The organism is Pseudomonas sp. LBUM1659 (genome assembly GCF_059716045.1).
Genome location: NZ_CP166797.1, coordinates 4,939,171 through 4,954,098, shown reverse-complemented (window position 1 = coordinate 4,954,098; position 14,928 = coordinate 4,939,171). Strand labels below are relative to the sequence as shown.

General features: G+C 58.5%; 14 protein-coding genes and 1 tRNA gene. 9 read left to right on the top strand and 6 right to left on the bottom strand.

Annotation, left to right across the window (positions count from 1 at the left end; all coding sequences use genetic code 11):
• Window positions 1–16: 16 nt before the first annotated feature.
• The 9 genes from tolR (at window position 17) to nadA (ending at window position 7,237) form a co-directional block, all read left to right on the top strand.
• Window positions 17–469, top strand: a complete 453-nt coding sequence (gene tolR, locus ACA048_RS22480) for a protein TolR (protein WP_170219116.1) — start codon at window positions 17–19, stop codon at window positions 467–469.
• On the top strand, window positions 469–1,548 hold the full coding sequence (gene tolA / locus ACA048_RS22475; protein ID WP_497626338.1) for a cell envelope integrity protein TolA: 1,080 nt from the start codon (window positions 469–471) through the stop codon (window positions 1,546–1,548). The genes tolR and tolA overlap by 1 nt, the downstream gene beginning before the upstream one ends.
• Window positions 1,545–2,846: a Tol-Pal system beta propeller repeat protein TolB gene (gene tolB, locus ACA048_RS22470; RefSeq protein ID WP_411741829.1), complete on the top strand. Its 1,302-nt coding sequence runs from the start codon at window positions 1,545–1,547 to the stop codon at window positions 2,844–2,846. Before tolA ends, tolB begins: the two co-directional genes overlap by 4 nt.
• Before the next feature lie 52 nt (window positions 2,847–2,898).
• Window positions 2,899–3,396, top strand: a complete 498-nt coding sequence (pal, locus tag ACA048_RS22465) for a peptidoglycan-associated lipoprotein Pal (RefSeq protein WP_007945836.1) — start codon at window positions 2,899–2,901, stop codon at window positions 3,394–3,396.
• Window positions 3,397–3,402: 6 nt separating this feature from the next.
• A complete protein-coding gene (gene ybgF, locus ACA048_RS22460) occupies window positions 3,403–4,257 on the top strand; it encodes a tol-pal system protein YbgF (protein WP_497626337.1) in 855 nt (284 codons plus the stop codon).
• Between the two features lie 166 nt (window positions 4,258–4,423).
• Window positions 4,424–5,071 carry a 7-carboxy-7-deazaguanine synthase QueE gene (gene queE / locus ACA048_RS22455; RefSeq protein ID WP_046032066.1) on the top strand — a complete coding sequence of 216 codons (648 nt, stop codon included), beginning with the start codon at window positions 4,424–4,426 and terminating at the stop codon, window positions 5,069–5,071.
• 1 nt (window position 5,072) lies between these two features.
• Window positions 5,073–5,765, top strand: coding sequence for a 7-cyano-7-deazaguanine synthase QueC (queC, locus tag ACA048_RS22450; RefSeq protein ID WP_494374385.1), 693 nt, complete (start codon window positions 5,073–5,075; stop codon window positions 5,763–5,765).
• 63 nt (window positions 5,766–5,828) lie between these two features.
• A tRNA-Lys gene (locus tag ACA048_RS22445) sits at window positions 5,829–5,904 on the top strand.
• Between the two features lie 274 nt (window positions 5,905–6,178).
• Window positions 6,179–7,237: a quinolinate synthase NadA gene (gene nadA / locus ACA048_RS22440; RefSeq protein WP_452627896.1), complete on the top strand. Its 1,059-nt coding sequence runs from the start codon at window positions 6,179–6,181 to the stop codon at window positions 7,235–7,237.
• A gap of 135 nt (window positions 7,238–7,372) precedes the next feature.
• Here the strand turns inward: nadA and ACA048_RS22435 are convergent, their stop codons facing one another.
• From ACA048_RS22435 to gcvH, 6 genes are all read right to left on the bottom strand, one after another.
• Window positions 7,373–7,861, bottom strand: a complete 489-nt coding sequence (locus ACA048_RS22435; protein ID WP_497626336.1) for an RDD family protein — start codon at window positions 7,859–7,861, stop codon at window positions 7,373–7,375.
• A 95-nt stretch (window positions 7,862–7,956) separates the two neighbouring features.
• On the bottom strand, window positions 7,957–8,169 hold the full coding sequence (locus ACA048_RS22430) for a cold-shock protein (RefSeq protein WP_003237709.1): 213 nt from the start codon (window positions 8,167–8,169) through the stop codon (window positions 7,957–7,959).
• Between the two features lie 404 nt (window positions 8,170–8,573).
• Window positions 8,574–9,698, bottom strand: coding sequence for a glycine cleavage system aminomethyltransferase GcvT (gene gcvT / locus ACA048_RS22425; RefSeq protein WP_497626335.1), 1,125 nt, complete (start codon window positions 9,696–9,698; stop codon window positions 8,574–8,576).
• Between the two features lie 37 nt (window positions 9,699–9,735).
• Window positions 9,736–11,112, bottom strand: coding sequence for an L-serine ammonia-lyase (locus ACA048_RS22420; protein WP_497626334.1), 1,377 nt, complete (start codon window positions 11,110–11,112; stop codon window positions 9,736–9,738).
• A 160-nt stretch (window positions 11,113–11,272) separates the two neighbouring features.
• Window positions 11,273–14,125, bottom strand: coding sequence for an aminomethyl-transferring glycine dehydrogenase (gene gcvP, locus ACA048_RS22415; protein ID WP_497626332.1), 2,853 nt, complete (start codon window positions 14,123–14,125; stop codon window positions 11,273–11,275).
• A gap of 12 nt (window positions 14,126–14,137) precedes the next feature.
• The gene (gcvH, locus tag ACA048_RS22410; RefSeq protein WP_223511857.1) at window positions 14,138–14,521 is read right to left on the bottom strand and encodes a glycine cleavage system protein GcvH; all 384 of its coding nucleotides are present in this window, start codon (window positions 14,519–14,521) and stop codon (window positions 14,138–14,140) included.
• Between the last annotated feature and the right edge of the window lie 407 nt (window positions 14,522–14,928).

Below are 14,928 nucleotides of genomic sequence, written 5' to 3'. Positions count from 1 at the left end.
ATTTCCAATGGCTTTAATCGCTCGAGCTCGCAAAAAGCGCAAGCCGGTTGCCGAGATGAACGTAGTGCCTTACATCGACGTGATGCTGGTACTGCTGGTCATCTTCATGGTGACCGCGCCAATGCTCAATCAGGGCGTGAAAGTTGATCTGCCCAAGGTTTCCAGCGAAGCCTTGCCGCAGGACAACAACACCCAGGTCCTGACCATTTCGATCAAGGCTGACAAGACCTACTACTGGAACCTTGGCAGCGAAGTCGACACCGAAAAGCAGCAGGACAAGGCCATGACGTTGCCGCAGATGACTGACGCGGTGACCAAGATCATTCGTGCCGGCAACGAAGGCGGCAAGCACACCCAGGTCTTCATTCGTGGCGACAAAACCGTCGACTACGGTTCGGTCATGGGCGCCATGGGCGGGTTGCAGAAGGCCGGGGTCGGTAATGTTGGCTTGATTACCGAGGCGCCCTGATGCAGCAACAACGAGAGCCAACAGCCTCGGAAAGCTACTTCTGGCCTAGTGTCTGGGCGATTGGCTTGCACGTGCTGGTGTTCGGCATGCTGTTCGTCAGTTTTGCCATGACGCCTGAGTTGCCGCCGGCCAAGCCGATTGTCCAGGCGACGCTGTACCAGCTGAAATCGAAAAGTCGGGCGACCACCCAGACCAATCAGAAGATTGCGGGTGAAGCGCAGAAATCTGCTGCGCGTCAGACCGAAGTCGAACAGATGGAACAGAAGAAGGTCGAGCAGGAAGCGGTGAAGGCTGCGGAACAAAAGAAAGAAGAAGCGGCTCAAAAGGCCGAGGAAGCCAAGAAGGCCGACGAGTCGAAGAAAGCGGATGAGGCGAAAAAGGCTGATGAAGCCAAGAAAGCCGATGAAGCGAAGAAGACCGCCGAAGCCAAAAAGGCCGAAGAGAAACAATTGGCTGATATAGCCAAGAAGAAAGCCGAAGAAGAAGCCAAGAAAGCTGCTGAAGAAGAGGCCAAGAAGGAGGCCGCTGAAGAAGCGAAGAAGAAAATCGTCGAAGACGCGAAGAAGAAAGCCGCCGAAGACGCCAAGAAGAAAGCTGAAGCTGAAGAGGCGAAGAAGAAAGTCGCCGAAGACGCGAAGAAGAAAGCTGCTGCCGATGCTGCGAAGAAAAAATCGCAGGATGCGGCACGTAAATCGACCGAAGACAAAAAGGCTCAGGCCTTGGCTGATTTGCTTTCCGACACGCCGCAGCGCCAGCAGGCCTTGGCGGATGAACAGGGTGACGAAGTCGCCGGCAGTTTCGATGATTTGATTCGTGCTCGTGCGGCGGAAGGCTGGGCTCGTCCACCTTCGGCACGCAAAGGTATGACAGTCGTGCTGCAAATCGGCATGTTGCCGGATGGTACGGTGACTTCGGTCAACGTGGCCAAGTCCAGCGGTGACGGTCCGTTTGACGCGTCTGCTGTAGCGGCGGTCAAGAATATTGGGCGTTTGATAGAAATGCAGGGAATGAAGCCGAGCGATTTCGCTCCGTATCGTTCATTCAAGATGACATTCACACCTGAGGATTTAGCCTTGTGAGAAACCTTCTTCGAGGAATGCTTGTCGTTATCTGCTGCTTGGCAGGGTTAGCGACGGCAGATGAAAAAAACATTCTGGTTACCAGTGGCAGTGATCGGGCTACCCCGATTGCAGTCGTGCCGTTCGCTTTCCAGGGCGGTACTGTCCTGCCGGACGACATGGCCGAAATCATCGGTAACGACCTGCGCAACTCGGGTTACTACTCGCCGATTCCAAAGCAGAACATGATCAGCCTGCCGAGCCAGGCCAGCGAAATCATTTTCCGTGACTGGAAGGCGGTTGGCGCCCAGTACATTATGGTTGGCAGCATTGTTCCAGCAGGCGGTCGTCTGCAGGTGCAGTACGCTCTGTTCAACGTCGCCACCGAGCAGCAAGTGCTGACCGGCAGCGTGTCGGGCAGCGTTGATCAACTGCGCGACATGGCGCACTACATCGCTGACCAGTCGTTTGAAAAACTGACCGGTATCAAAGGTGCGTTCTCGACGCGTCTGTTGTACGTGACGGCTGAGCGTTTCTCCGAGAAGAACACGCGCTACACGCTGCAACGTTCGGACTATGACGGTGCCCGCGCCGTGACCTTGTTGCAATCGCGCGAGCCGATTCTGTCGCCGCGTTTTGCACCGGATGGCAAGCGCATCGCGTATGTGTCGTTCGAGCAGAAGCGTCCACGCATTTTCGTGCAGAACATCGACACCGGTCGCCGCGAGCAGATCACCAACTTCGAAGGCCTGAACGGCGCGCCAGCCTGGTCTCCGGACGGCAATCGCCTGGCCTTCGTATTGTCCAAGGACGGCAACCCGGACATCTACGTGATGAACCTGGGTTCGCGTCAGATCTCTCGCGTCACCAATGGTCCCGGCATCAACACCGAGCCGTTCTGGGGTAAGGATGGTTCGACCATCTACTTCACCTCCGACCGTGGCGGCAAGCCACAGATCTACAAAACCAGCGTCGGTGGTGGCGGTGCGGAGCGTGTGACGTTCGTGGGTAACTACAACGCCAACCCCAAGCTTTCGGCTGATGAAAAGACCCTGGTGATGATTCACCGCCAGGATGGCTTCACCAATTTCAAGGTGGCGGCCCAGGATTTGCAGCGCGGTAGTGTAAAGATCCTCACTGATAGCACTCTGGACGAGTCGCCTACTGTCGCGCCTAACGGCACCATGGTAATCTACGCCACCCGCCAGCAGGGCCGGGGAGTCTTGATGCTCGTGTCCATTAATGGACGCGTAAGGCTCCCGCTTCCTACCGCACAAGGCGAAGTCAGAGAACCTTCCTGGTCCCCTTACCTGAACTGACGCGGCGCTACACGTTGTACTTAACACATTGGGGTTCATTAGGAGTTTCACGATGGAAATGCTGAAGTTTGGTAAATTTGCTGCGCTGGCTCTGGCCATGGCTGTAGCTGTAGGTTGCTCGTCCAAAGGCGGCGACAATGCCGGTGAAGGCGCAGTAGATCCAAACGCTGGTTACGGCGCAAACACTGGTGCCGTTGACGGTTCCCTGAGCGAAGAAGCTGCTCTGCGCGCAATCACCATCTTCTACTTCGAATACGACAGTTCGGACCTGAAGCCAGAAGCCATGCGCGCTCTGGACGTTCACGCAAAAGACCTGAAAGCAAACGGCGCTCGCGTTGTTCTGGAAGGCAACACCGACGAACGTGGTACTCGTGAGTACAACATGGCACTGGGCGAGCGTCGTGCGAAAGCCGTTCAACGCTACCTGGTACTGCAAGGTGTTTCCCCAGCTCAGCTGGAACTGGTTTCCTACGGCGAAGAGCGTCCAGTTGCTACCGGCAACGACGAGCAGTCCTGGGCTCAAAACCGTCGCGTCGAACTGCGTAAGTAATTCGTCATGCGAACGTGCCGTCGTGCTGTAACTGTCTTGGCTCTCAGTCTCGCACCGCTTGCGGTGTGGGCTGCGGTTCCTGTGGTCGATAACAACTCCGGTTATAACAATAGCGGGAGCAGTTATCCGCCTGCGGGTTACGGTACGAACGGCGCCTATGCCGGGGGAGGGGTTTCGACCCCTGTCTCGGCACAGGGCGAGCTGTTCAACCAACTGCAATCCATGCAGGAGCAGATCTCACGCCAACAGGGTGTGATCGAAATTCTGCAAAATGATGTAGCGCGCATGAAGCAAGAGAACCTGGAGCGATATCAGGATCTTGATCGGCGCATAGGAACCGGCGTTGTACCTGCCGCGACTCCTGAAAATTCTTCCACCAGTGGTGATTTGAACGCCCCCGGTGCCGCCGCCGCTGGCGCAAGTGCAGGAGCCGCTGCCACTGCCGCTGCCGCTCATGCACCTGCCGCAGGTAGTGAGCCGGCTGATCCGGCGAAGGAAAAGCTCTATTACGACGCAGCCTTCGACCTGATCAAAGCCAAGGATTTCGACAAGGCCAGCCAGGCTTTTGCTGCCTTCCTGCGCAAATACCCGAACAGCCAATACTCGGGCAATGCCCAGTACTGGTTGGGTGAAGTGAACCTGGCCAAAGGCGATCTGCAAGGTGCAGGTCAGGCGTTTGCCAAAGTTTCACAGCTGTACCCGAAGCACGCTAAAGTGCCTGATTCGTTGTACAAGCTGGCTGATGTAGAGCGCCGACTTGGTCATCTCGACAAGGTCAAAGGCATTCTGCAACAGGTTGTGTCGCAATATCCGGGCACTTCCGCCGCTCAGTTGGCCCAGCGAGACTTGCAGCGCATGTAAGCCTGCCATACCCGTTTTGAAGAAACCCGCGCCTGTCGCGGGTTTTTTCGTTAGAATTCACCCCCTTTTTATGAAACACGCTTTTTGGGATCAACGCGGTGGCGGGGTTCCTTGAAGTGCCTGACGGAGGCGGACAGCCTGTTTAGCTGTTATGCCCGTGGCGACTATGCAAGACACATTGAGAATTACCGAAGTTTTTTACTCGTTGCAGGGTGAAACGCGGACTGCCGGGCTGCCCACAGTATTTGTGCGCCTGACCGGTTGCCCTTTGCGTTGCCAATACTGCGACAGCGCCTACGCGTTCACGGGCGGCACCATTCGCCCACTCGACGACATCCTCGAGCAAGTGGCCGGTTTTCGCCCGCGTTATGTGTGTGTCACCGGTGGCGAGCCACTGGCACAACCTAACGCCATCCCATTGCTCAAGCAGTTGTGCGACGCCGGTTACGAAGTGTCACTGGAAACCAGTGGTGCGCTCGACATCTCGGCAGTAGATTCCCGGGTCAGTCGCGTTGTCGACCTGAAAACCCCGGGTTCGAAGGAAGCACACCGCAACCGCTACGAAAATATCGAGCTGCTCACGCCTAACGATCAGGTGAAGTTTGTCATCTGCTCGCGGGAAGACTACGACTGGGCCGTGTCCAAGCTGATCCAGTACGGTCTTGATCGACGCGCCGGCGAAGTCCTGTTCTCACCAAGCCACCATGACCTGAATGCGCGGGACCTGGCGGATTGGGTGGTGGCGGACAACCTGCCAGTGCGCCTGCAATTGCAGCTGCATAAATATCTTTGGAATGACGAGCCGGGGCGCTGATATGACGGAACAACTGAACACTGCCGAAAAACGGGCGGTCATCCTGCTGTCCGGTGGCCTGGACTCGGCGACCGTCGTGGCCATGGCTCGCGCCGAAGGCTACAGCTGCTACACCATGAGCTTCGATTACGGTCAGCGGTCTCAAGCAGAGTTGCACGCCGCTGCACGCGTTGCCCGTGACTTGGGTGTGGTCGAGCACAAGGTGATCGGCCTCAACCTGAACGGTATGGGCGGCTCGGCACTCACCGATAGCAGCATCGACATTCCGGAGGAGCTGGGGGAGGGCATTCCAGTCACTTACGTGCCGGCACGCAACACGGTATTCCTGTCGCTGGCGTTGGGTTGGGCCGAAGTGCTCGGTGCGCGTGACATCTTTATTGGTGTCAACGCAGTGGATTACTCTGGTTATCCGGACTGCCGTCCCGAGTTCATCGAGTCCTTCGAGCGCATGGCCAATCTGGCCACCAAGGCCGGTGTAGAGGGCAATGGCTTCCGTATCCAGGCGCCTCTGCAGAACCTGAGCAAGGCGCAGATCGTCGAGGCGGGCGTGAAGCTTGGCGTCAATTACGGGCTGACGGTTTCCTGCTACCAGGCCGACGATAACGGCCGTGCGTGCGGCAAATGCGATAGCTGCCGTCTGCGCGCAGAAGGCTTTGCGGCGGCCGGAATTAGCGACCCAACACCTTATTTTTGATTTATTATAAATTAGGTGTTGAATAGTCCTTAAAAATCAGTATTATACGCGCCACCACACAGCGGGTCGTTAGCTCAGTTGGTAGAGCAGTTGGCTTTTAACCAATTGGTCGTAGGTTCGAATCCCACACGACCCACCATTTTTGTAGCAGTTTTAAAAGTCTGGAAGGCCCACGCAAGTGAGGATTTCCGGATTTTTTTTTTGCCCGCGATTTAAGGTCGTCCAGGTTCTGGGCTGCTCCGCGTGACGCAGGTCAGAATCATCTTTTGCATCCACGGGATATTCTGTAGCCTTGCGCAGCTTCAACGCTGTCCGTGCCTGATGAATACTCACTCTCCCGGCGGTACCCTGAAGGGTCCGGAGCCGGGTGTATACTCGACTTTCGCGCAAATGCGCCTACAGGTCTTGCGAACATGACGCAGATTTCCGAACGCCTTCTGGTTCAGGCTCACCTCGATGCCAAGCAGCCCAAGCCGCTGACCGCCGACGAAGAAGCCTATTACCGTGCCGCCATCGCCGCCGAGCTCAAGGCTCAGGACGCGGTGCTGGTTGCCCACTTCTATTGCGATCCGGTGATTCAGGCCCTGGCCGAAGAAACCGGTGGTTGCGTCTCCGACTCGCTGGAGATGGCCCGCTTCGGCAATGCACACCCGGCCAAGACCGTGGTGGTCGCCGGGGTGAAGTTCATGGGCGAAACCGCAAAAATCCTCAACCCTGAAAAACGCGTGCTGATGCCAACCCTCGAGGCGACCTGCTCGCTGGACCTGGGTTGCCCGGTGGACGAGTTTTCGGCGTTTTGCGATCAGCACCCGGAACGCACGGTAGTGGTGTATGCCAATACCTCGGCGGCGGTCAAAGCGCGAGCGGATTGGGTAGTGACGTCCAGCTGTGCGCTGGAGATCGTCGAAAGCCTGATGGATAACGGCGAGACCATCATCTGGGGTCCGGACAAACACCTGGGCACCTACATTCAGCGCCAGACTGGTGCGGACATGCTGCTGTGGGACGGTGCCTGTATCGTTCACGAAGAGTTCAAGTCCAAGCAGCTTGAAGACATGAAGGCGCTGTACCCGGATGCTGCGATTCTGGTGCACCCAGAGTCGCCAACCGCGGTGATCGAATTGGCGGATGCCGTCGGTTCCACCAGTCAGCTGATCGCTGCGGCCCAGAGCCTGCCGAACAAAACGCTGATCGTCGCCACTGATCGCGGCATTTTCTACAAAATGCAGCAGCTGTGCCCGGACAAGGTCTTCATCGAGGCGCCAACGGCTGGTAACGGTGCAGCGTGCCGTAGTTGCGCGCACTGCCCATGGATGGCGATGAACACCCTTGAGCGCACGCTGAAGAGCTTGAAAGAGGGGGCGAACGAGATATTTGTTGATCCGGCGTTGATTCCGCAGGCGATTCGGCCGTTGAAGCGCATGCTGGACTTCACTCAGGCCGCACGGATGAAACTGGCCGGCAACGCCTGAGAACTTTCAGTCAAGTCACAAATCCTGTGGGAGCGGGCTTGCTCGCGAATGCGGTGCGTCAGTCAACATCAAAGTAGACTGACGCATCGCATTCGCGAGCAAGCCCGCTCCCACATTGATATGTGCTCTCCAGTATTACTTGGTTTTCTTTGGGATCCGAACGAGCTGCGTGTTGGAGTACATGTCATGCCAGCTGCGTTTCTGCTTATCAAATAATGGCCAGATAAACCCCAGGCCCACGCACAGCCAAGAAGCAATCGACACCACAAAGCGCAATAGCGCCTGCCACAGGCTGATAGACGAGCCGTCGGCGTTCTGCACACGAATGCACCACACCTGCATGCCGAGGGTCTGTCCCGACCAGGTCCAGAACTTGGCGAAGAAGCCGAACAGCACAAACAGCAGCACGGTCGAGAGCAATGGATCACCGTCCAGCGCGCCTGTTTCGGTCAGGGTGCGCATTTTCTCTTCGCCGAAGATCGCCATCTGGATCATCTTGTAAATGCCGCTGGTGACGATCAGCAGGGCGGTACACAACAGGAAGTCATAGAACATCGCTGCCAGGCGACGACCCAGGGTGGCGGCGGGAAACTCGCCCTGGGGGTTGAGCAGGTGTTTCGACATGGCAGCCTCTGGACAGAAAAAGAAGCCATTTTACGGATTTACGCGCACAAAAAAGCCCCTGATGTCAGCATCAGGGGCTTTTTCGTAACAGAAGATTAGCCTTCTGCTTGAACCTCGTCAGCCTGCATGCCTTTCTGGCCTTGCACAGCAACGAAAGTCACTTTCTGGCCTTCTTTCAGGCTCTTGAAACCGTTGCCCTGGATGGCGCGGAAATGCACGAACAGATCCGGACCGCTTTCAGGAGTGATAAAACCAAAACCTTTCTCGTCGTTAAACCACTTGACGGTACCGCTCTGACGTGTGGACATTTCTTATTCCTTTGACGCAAAAAATTAATGACAGTCTCCTTCTCATGAAAGAGTACTGGGGCTGGTTGCAGGAGAGTAAGAAGACGTCGAACGGGATGTAGCTAACTTGTAGGCTACTGCCCAGGTCACGATTCCAAGCGACCCTTGCAAACACAGTGGACAAACTCTACGCCAACTACGGGAGAAAAAACAAGCCCCGTCAGAGGCCCGGTTTTGCTCAGGTTGAGGGCACTAGCTGCTCTACTAGTACGTTCTTATTCTTTGTTGCTGTTCAATTGTTTTCGAACGTTATAAGCCGCGTTCATAAACGAAGCTTGCAGGTAATGATATGCACTGTTTTATGGCGGTTGCGTTACACATTAGTGCACTGTTAACGCAACCGCGTTACTTATAGAAACAGTCAATCAGCCGCGATAGTAGCGTTGTGCAACAAATGGCATTTTGCTTACAAGCAAAGGCACCTTTTTCCCACGGACAATCGCCCACACAGGTGTGTCGATGGCGATATAAGCGCTGTTGACGTAACCCATGGCCAACGGAGCGCCGAGTGTTGGACCGAAGCCGCCACTGCAAACAGTACCGATGATGTCGCCGGCTTCGTTGACGATTTCCGCGCCTTCACGCACCGGTGTGCGTTCCTGAGGCAGCAGACCGACGCGCTTGCGGCTGACGCCACCTTGTTGTTGCGCGAACACGGTCTCAGCGCCAGGGAAGCCGCCAGCCCGCGCGCCATCGGCTCGACGAGGCTTGGAGATGGCCCACAGCAGGCTCGCTTCGATAGGCGTGGTGTCGGTGTTCATGTCATGGCCGTAGAGGCACAGGCCGGCTTCAAGACGCAGCGAGTCGCGGGCGCCGAGGCCGATGGCCGCTACTTCAGGTTCAGCCAGCAGTGCGCGAGCCAGGGCTTCGGCGTTGGCGGACGGTACCGAGATTTCGAAGCCGTCTTCACCGGTGTAGCCCGAACGGCTGACAAAGCAGTCCACGCCCAGCAGTTTCACGCGGGCGAATTGCATGAAGGTCATCTTCGTCACTTCGGGTGCCAGACGCGCGAGCACGGTGACCGCGGCCGGGCCTTGTAGCGCCAGCAGCGCGCGTTCTTCGAACAAAGGCTCGATGGTGCACTGGTCGCCGATGTGCTTGCGCAGGTGCGCCAGGTCCTGATCCTTGCAGGCCGCGTTGACCACCAGGAACAGTTCGTCGTTACCGAGGTTGGCGACCATCAGGTCGTCGAGGATACCACTGGTTTCATTGGTGAACATCGCGTAGCGCTGCATGCCCACCGGCAGGTCGATGATGTCCACCGGCACCAGGGTTTCCAGGGCCTTGGCGGCATTGGCACCGGTCAGGCGGATCTGGCCCATGTGCGACACATCGAACAACCCGGCTTGATCACGGGTGTGTTGGTGTTCTTTCATCACGCCGAGCGGGTATTGCACCGGCATGTCATAGCCGGCGAACGGCACCATGCGTGCGCCGAGTTCGATATGCAGTGCGTGCAGCGGGGTTTTCAGCAATTGTTCGGTGGACATATTCAGCTCCTGAAAAAGGGTGCAGTGCGCGTGAGCATCAGCACTCGATAATGTTGACCGCCAAACCGCCGCGGGCGGTTTCCTTGTATTTGCTTTTCATGTCGGCGCCGGTCTGGCGCATGGTGCGGATGACCTTGTCGAGGGAGACGAAGTGCTGACCGTCGCCGCGCAGGGCCATGCGTACCGCGTTGATCGCCTTCACCGAACCCATGGCGTTACGCTCGATGCAAGGCACTTGCACCAGCCCGCCAATCGGATCGCAGGTCAGGCCCAGGTTGTGTTCCATGCCGATTTCGGCGGCGTTTTCCACTTGCTGCACGGTCCCGCCAAGGACCTCGCACAAGGCGCCAGCCGCCATGGAGCAGGCCACGCCGACCTCGCCCTGGCAGCCGACTTCGGCGCCGGAGATGGAGGCGTTTTCTTTATAGAGAATGCCGATGGCCGCCGCCGTTAGCAGGAAGCGTACGACGCCGTCTTCGGTAGCACCGGGAATGAAGCGCATGTAGTAATGCAACACCGCCGGAACGATCCCGGCCGCGCCGTTTGTGGGTGCGGTCACGACGCGTCCGCCATTGGCGTTTTCTTCGTTGACTGCCAGGGCGTACAGGTTGACCCAGTCCAGCACCGACAGCGGATCGCGCAGTGACGATTCCGGGTTTTTGCACAATTGCCGATGCAGTGCCGCCGCGCGACGTTTGACCTTCAACCCGCCGGGCAGAATGCCTTCGTTGCGGCAACCGGCGTCGACGCAGTCCTGCATCACTTGCCAGATCTTCAGCAGGCCGGCGCGGGTTTCCGCTTCCGGGCGCCAGGCACTTTCGTTGGTCAGCATCACCTGGCTGATCGACAGGCCGTAGGTGGTGCAATGACTGAGCAAGTCCTTGGCACTTTTGAACGGGAACGTCAGCGGCGTGGCGTCTTCGACGATACGGTCAGCGCCGGCGGCGTCTTCATCGACCACAAAACCACCACCGACCGAGTAGTACTCGCGGCTGCGGATCTGCAGGCCGGCGGCGTCGAATGCGCGAAAGATCATGCCGTTGGGGTGATAGGCCAACGGCTTGCGAATCATTGCCAGGTGTTCTTTCTCGTTGAACGCAATGCTGTGTTCACCGAGCAGGTTCAAGCGACCGTTGCCGCGGATTTCTTGCAGGCGGGCGGCAACGGTTTCGGTATTCACGGTGTCCGGGTGTTCACCTTCGAGGCCGAGCAACACAGCCTTGTCGCTGCCATGGCCCTTGCCGGTGGCGCCGAGCGAGCCGTAGAGCTCGACTTTGACGCAGGTGGTTGCCGTCAGCAGCCCTTCACGGCGCAGACCTTCGGCGAAACGCGCGGCTGCGCGCATCGGGCCGACGGTGTGGGAGCTGGAGGGGCCGATGCCAATCTTGAACAGGTCGAACACGCTTAACGACATGGTTGTTCTCCGGTTTCTTGTTATAGACGCGACGCGAACCTGTAGGAGCAAGGCTTGCCCGCGATTGGATTGATGCGGTGTATCAGTTACATCGCGTCATCGTTCATCGCGGGCAAGCCTTGCTCCTACAGGGGGGCGGGATTAGCCGCCCCACACTGCTTTAAGCGTAGCTTTCGATCGACGGGCAGGCGCAGATCAGGTTGCGATCGCCAAACACGTTGTCGACGCGACCGACCGGTGGCCAGTATTTGCCTTCGATCAACGATGCAACCGGGTAAACCGCTTGTTCACGGCTGTACGGATGCGTCCACTCACCGACGATTTCCGCTGCGGTGTGCGGAGCGTTCTTCAGCGGGTTGTCGTCCTTGTCCAGCGTGCCGTTTTCCACCGCGCGGATTTCTTCGCGGATGCGGATCATGGCGTCGCAGAAGCGGTCCAGTTCTTCCTTGGATTCGCTTTCGGTCGGCTCGATCATCAGCGTGCCGGCGACCGGGAACGACATGGTCGGGGCGTGGAAGCCAAAGTCGATCAGGCGCTTGGCGACGTCATCGACACTGATGCCGCTGCTGTCTTTCAGTGGGCGCAGGTCGAGGATGCATTCGTGCGCGACCAAGCCGTTGCTACCGGTGTACAGAACCGGGTAATGCTCTTCCAGGCGACGGGAAATGTAGTTGGCGTTGAGAATTGCCAACTGCGAAGCGCGTTTCAGACCTGCGCCGCCCATCATCCGAATGTACATCCAGGTGATCGGCAGAATGCTCGCACTGCCGAACGGTGCCGCGCAAACCGCGCCTTCCTTGCGTTCCATCTGGGCATGACCCGGCAGGAACGGAGTCAAGTGCGATTTCACGCCAATCGGGCCGACGCCCGGGCCGCCACCGCCGTGGGGGATGCAGAAGGTTTTGTGCAGGTTCAGGTGCGACACGTCGCCGCCGAACTTGCCTGGTGCGCAGAGGCCGACCATCGCGTTCATGTTGGCGCCGTCGATGTACACCTGGCCGCCGTTGTCATGAATGATGCCGCAGATTTCGCGGATGCCTTCTTCAAATACGCCGTGGGTCGACGGGTAGGTGATCATCAGCGCGGCGAGGTGTTCGCGGTGCTCGATGGCCTTGGCACGCAGGTCTTCGATGTCGACGTTGCCGCGAGCATCGCAAGCGGTCACAACCACACGCATACCGGCCATGTTGGCGGTGGCCGGGTTGGTGCCGTGGGCGGACGACGGGATCAGGCAGATGTCGCGACGGTCTTCGCCACGGCTCTGGTGATAGGCGCGAATGGCCAGCAGACCGGCGTATTCACCTTGCGAACCGGCGTTCGGTTGCAGCGAGATCGAGTCATAACCGGTCGCGGCGCAGAGCATCGCTTCCAGTTCGTCGGTCAGTTGCTGGTAGCCGGCGCTTTGCTCGGCCGGGGCGAATGGGTGCAGGGCACCGAATTCAGCCCAGGTCACCGGGATCATTTCGCTGGCGGCGTTGAGTTTCATGGTGCATGAACCCAGCGGGATCATGGTGCGGTCCAGTGCCAGGTCCTTGTCGGCCAGCTTGCGCAGGTAGCGCATCAGCTCGGTTTCCGAGTGGTAACGGTTGAACACCGGGTGGCTGAGAATCGGCGATTGACGCACCAGTGCGGCCGGAATGGCGCTGACCACGGCAGCGGCGAGGGCGGCGAAATCTGGCAGGGCTTTGCCGTCAGCCAGCACGCTCCACAGGGTTTCGATGTCGGCCTGGGTGGTGGTTTCGTCGAGGGACAGGCCCAGGCGTTCAGCGTCGACCACGCGCAGGTTGATGCGCTGGGCGCGAGCCTGTTCGTGCAGCTTGGCGGTGTTGGCGCCGGCGTTCAGGGTCAGGGTGTCGAAGAAGCTGGCTTGTTCGACGGTCAGGCCCAGTGCGTTCAGGCCTTTGGCCAGAATGGCGGTCAGGTGATGCACACGGTTGGCGATCTGGGTCAGGCCTTTCGGGCCGTGGTACACGGCGTACATGCTGGCGATGTTGGCCAGCAGTACTTGGGCGGTGCAGATGTTGCTGGTGGCCTTCTCGCGGCGGATGTGTTGCTCGCGGGTTTGCATGGCCAGGCGCAGGGCCGGCTTGCCGAAGCGGTCTACCGAGACACCGACCAGACGGCCCGGCATGTCGCGCTTGAACGCGTCTTTAGTGGAGAAGTACGCCGCGTGCGGGCCACCGAAGCCCAGCGGAACGCCGAAACGCTGGGCGCTGCCGATGGCCACATCGGCACCGAATTCACCTGGCGGGGTCAGTACGGTCAGGGCCAGCAGGTCAGCGGCTACAGCCACCAGCGCGTTGGCGGCGTGGAAACGCTCGGTCAGTTCGCGGTAATCGAACACGTCACCGTTGCTGGCCGGGTATTGCAGCAGGGCGCCGAAGAACGGCGTCACGTCAGTCAGTTCGAGTTCGTCGCCGACCACCACGTCGATGCCCAGCGGCTCGGCACGGGTGCGCAGCACGTCGAGGGTTTGCGGGTGGCAATGCACGGAGGCGAAGAAGGCGTGGCTGCCCTTGTTCTTGCTCAGGCGTTTGCAGAAGGTCATGGCTTCGGCAGCGGCGGTGGCTTCGTCGAGCAAGGAAGCGTTGGCAATCGGCAGGCCGGTCAGGTCGCTGATCAGGGTCTGGAAGTTCAGCAGCGCTTCGAGACGGCCCTGGGAAATTTCTGGCTGGTACGGGGTGTAGGCGGTGTACCAGGCCGGGTTTTCCAGCAGGTTGCGCAGGATCGGCGACGGCGTGTGGGTGCCGTAGTAGCCCTGGCCAATGTAGGTCTTGAACAGCTGGTTTTTACCGGCGATGGCTTTGATCGAGGCGAGGGCTTCAGCTTCGCTCAAACCGTCTTCCAGACCCAGCACGCTAGTGCCCTTGATGCTGTCCGGGATGACGCTGGCGCTCAGGGCTTCCAGCGAGTCGAAGCCCAGGCTGTTGAGCATGGCTTGCTCGTCGCCGGCACGCGGGCCGATGTGACGGGCGATGAATTCGTTGGCGGTGGTCAGATTCACTTGGGTCATGTCAGGCGCTCCTCAGGCTTCAGCGTTGGCTTTGATCAGGCGGTCGTAGGCGTCCTGGTCCAGCAGTTTGGCGACCGCCGAGGCGTCGCTTGGCTGGAAGCGGAAGAACCAGCCTTCACCCAGCGGATCTTCGTTGACCAGTTCAGGGCTGCTGTCGAGTGCCGGGTTGACTTCCAGCACTTCACCGTCCAGTGGCATGTACACGCCGCTGGCGGCTTTTACCGATTCCACGGTGGCGGCTTCAGCGCCTTTTTCGTAGGACTGCAGCTCAGGCAGTTGTACGAAAACCACGTCGCCCAAAGCGTTCTGTGCGAAAGCGGTGATGCCGACGGTAACGGTGCCGTCAGCTTCGGTGCGCAGCCATTCGTGATCTTCAGTAAAACGCAAATCGCTCATGAGAACTCCTAAGGGGGCCAGACTCGTCTGGTGGACGCTATTGAATGCGTGGGCAATAAGCCCTGTTATGACGAACTAGTTAGCAAGAACACGGCCAATGTTGGTTTTGTCCTTATTAATCAATGTTCTATAGGGTTTTATGGGCGGGTGAAGCTCGCGCTCTGTAGCGAAATCGATACGGGCAGGGGCGGGTAGGAAAGCCGAGGTGGATCAAAGCCTTGTGCAGCCGTGATTGAAGAGGGGTGTAGCGATATCGTTCCACTGTAGCGCTTTCAGTACAGATAGAGGTCGTTTTCAGCATAGAGCCCTGTAGGAGCCGAGCTTGCTCGCGATAGCGGTGTTTCAGTCGAAATCAATGGTGACTGACATACCGCTATCGCGAGCAAGCTCGGCTCCTACAGGGTTCT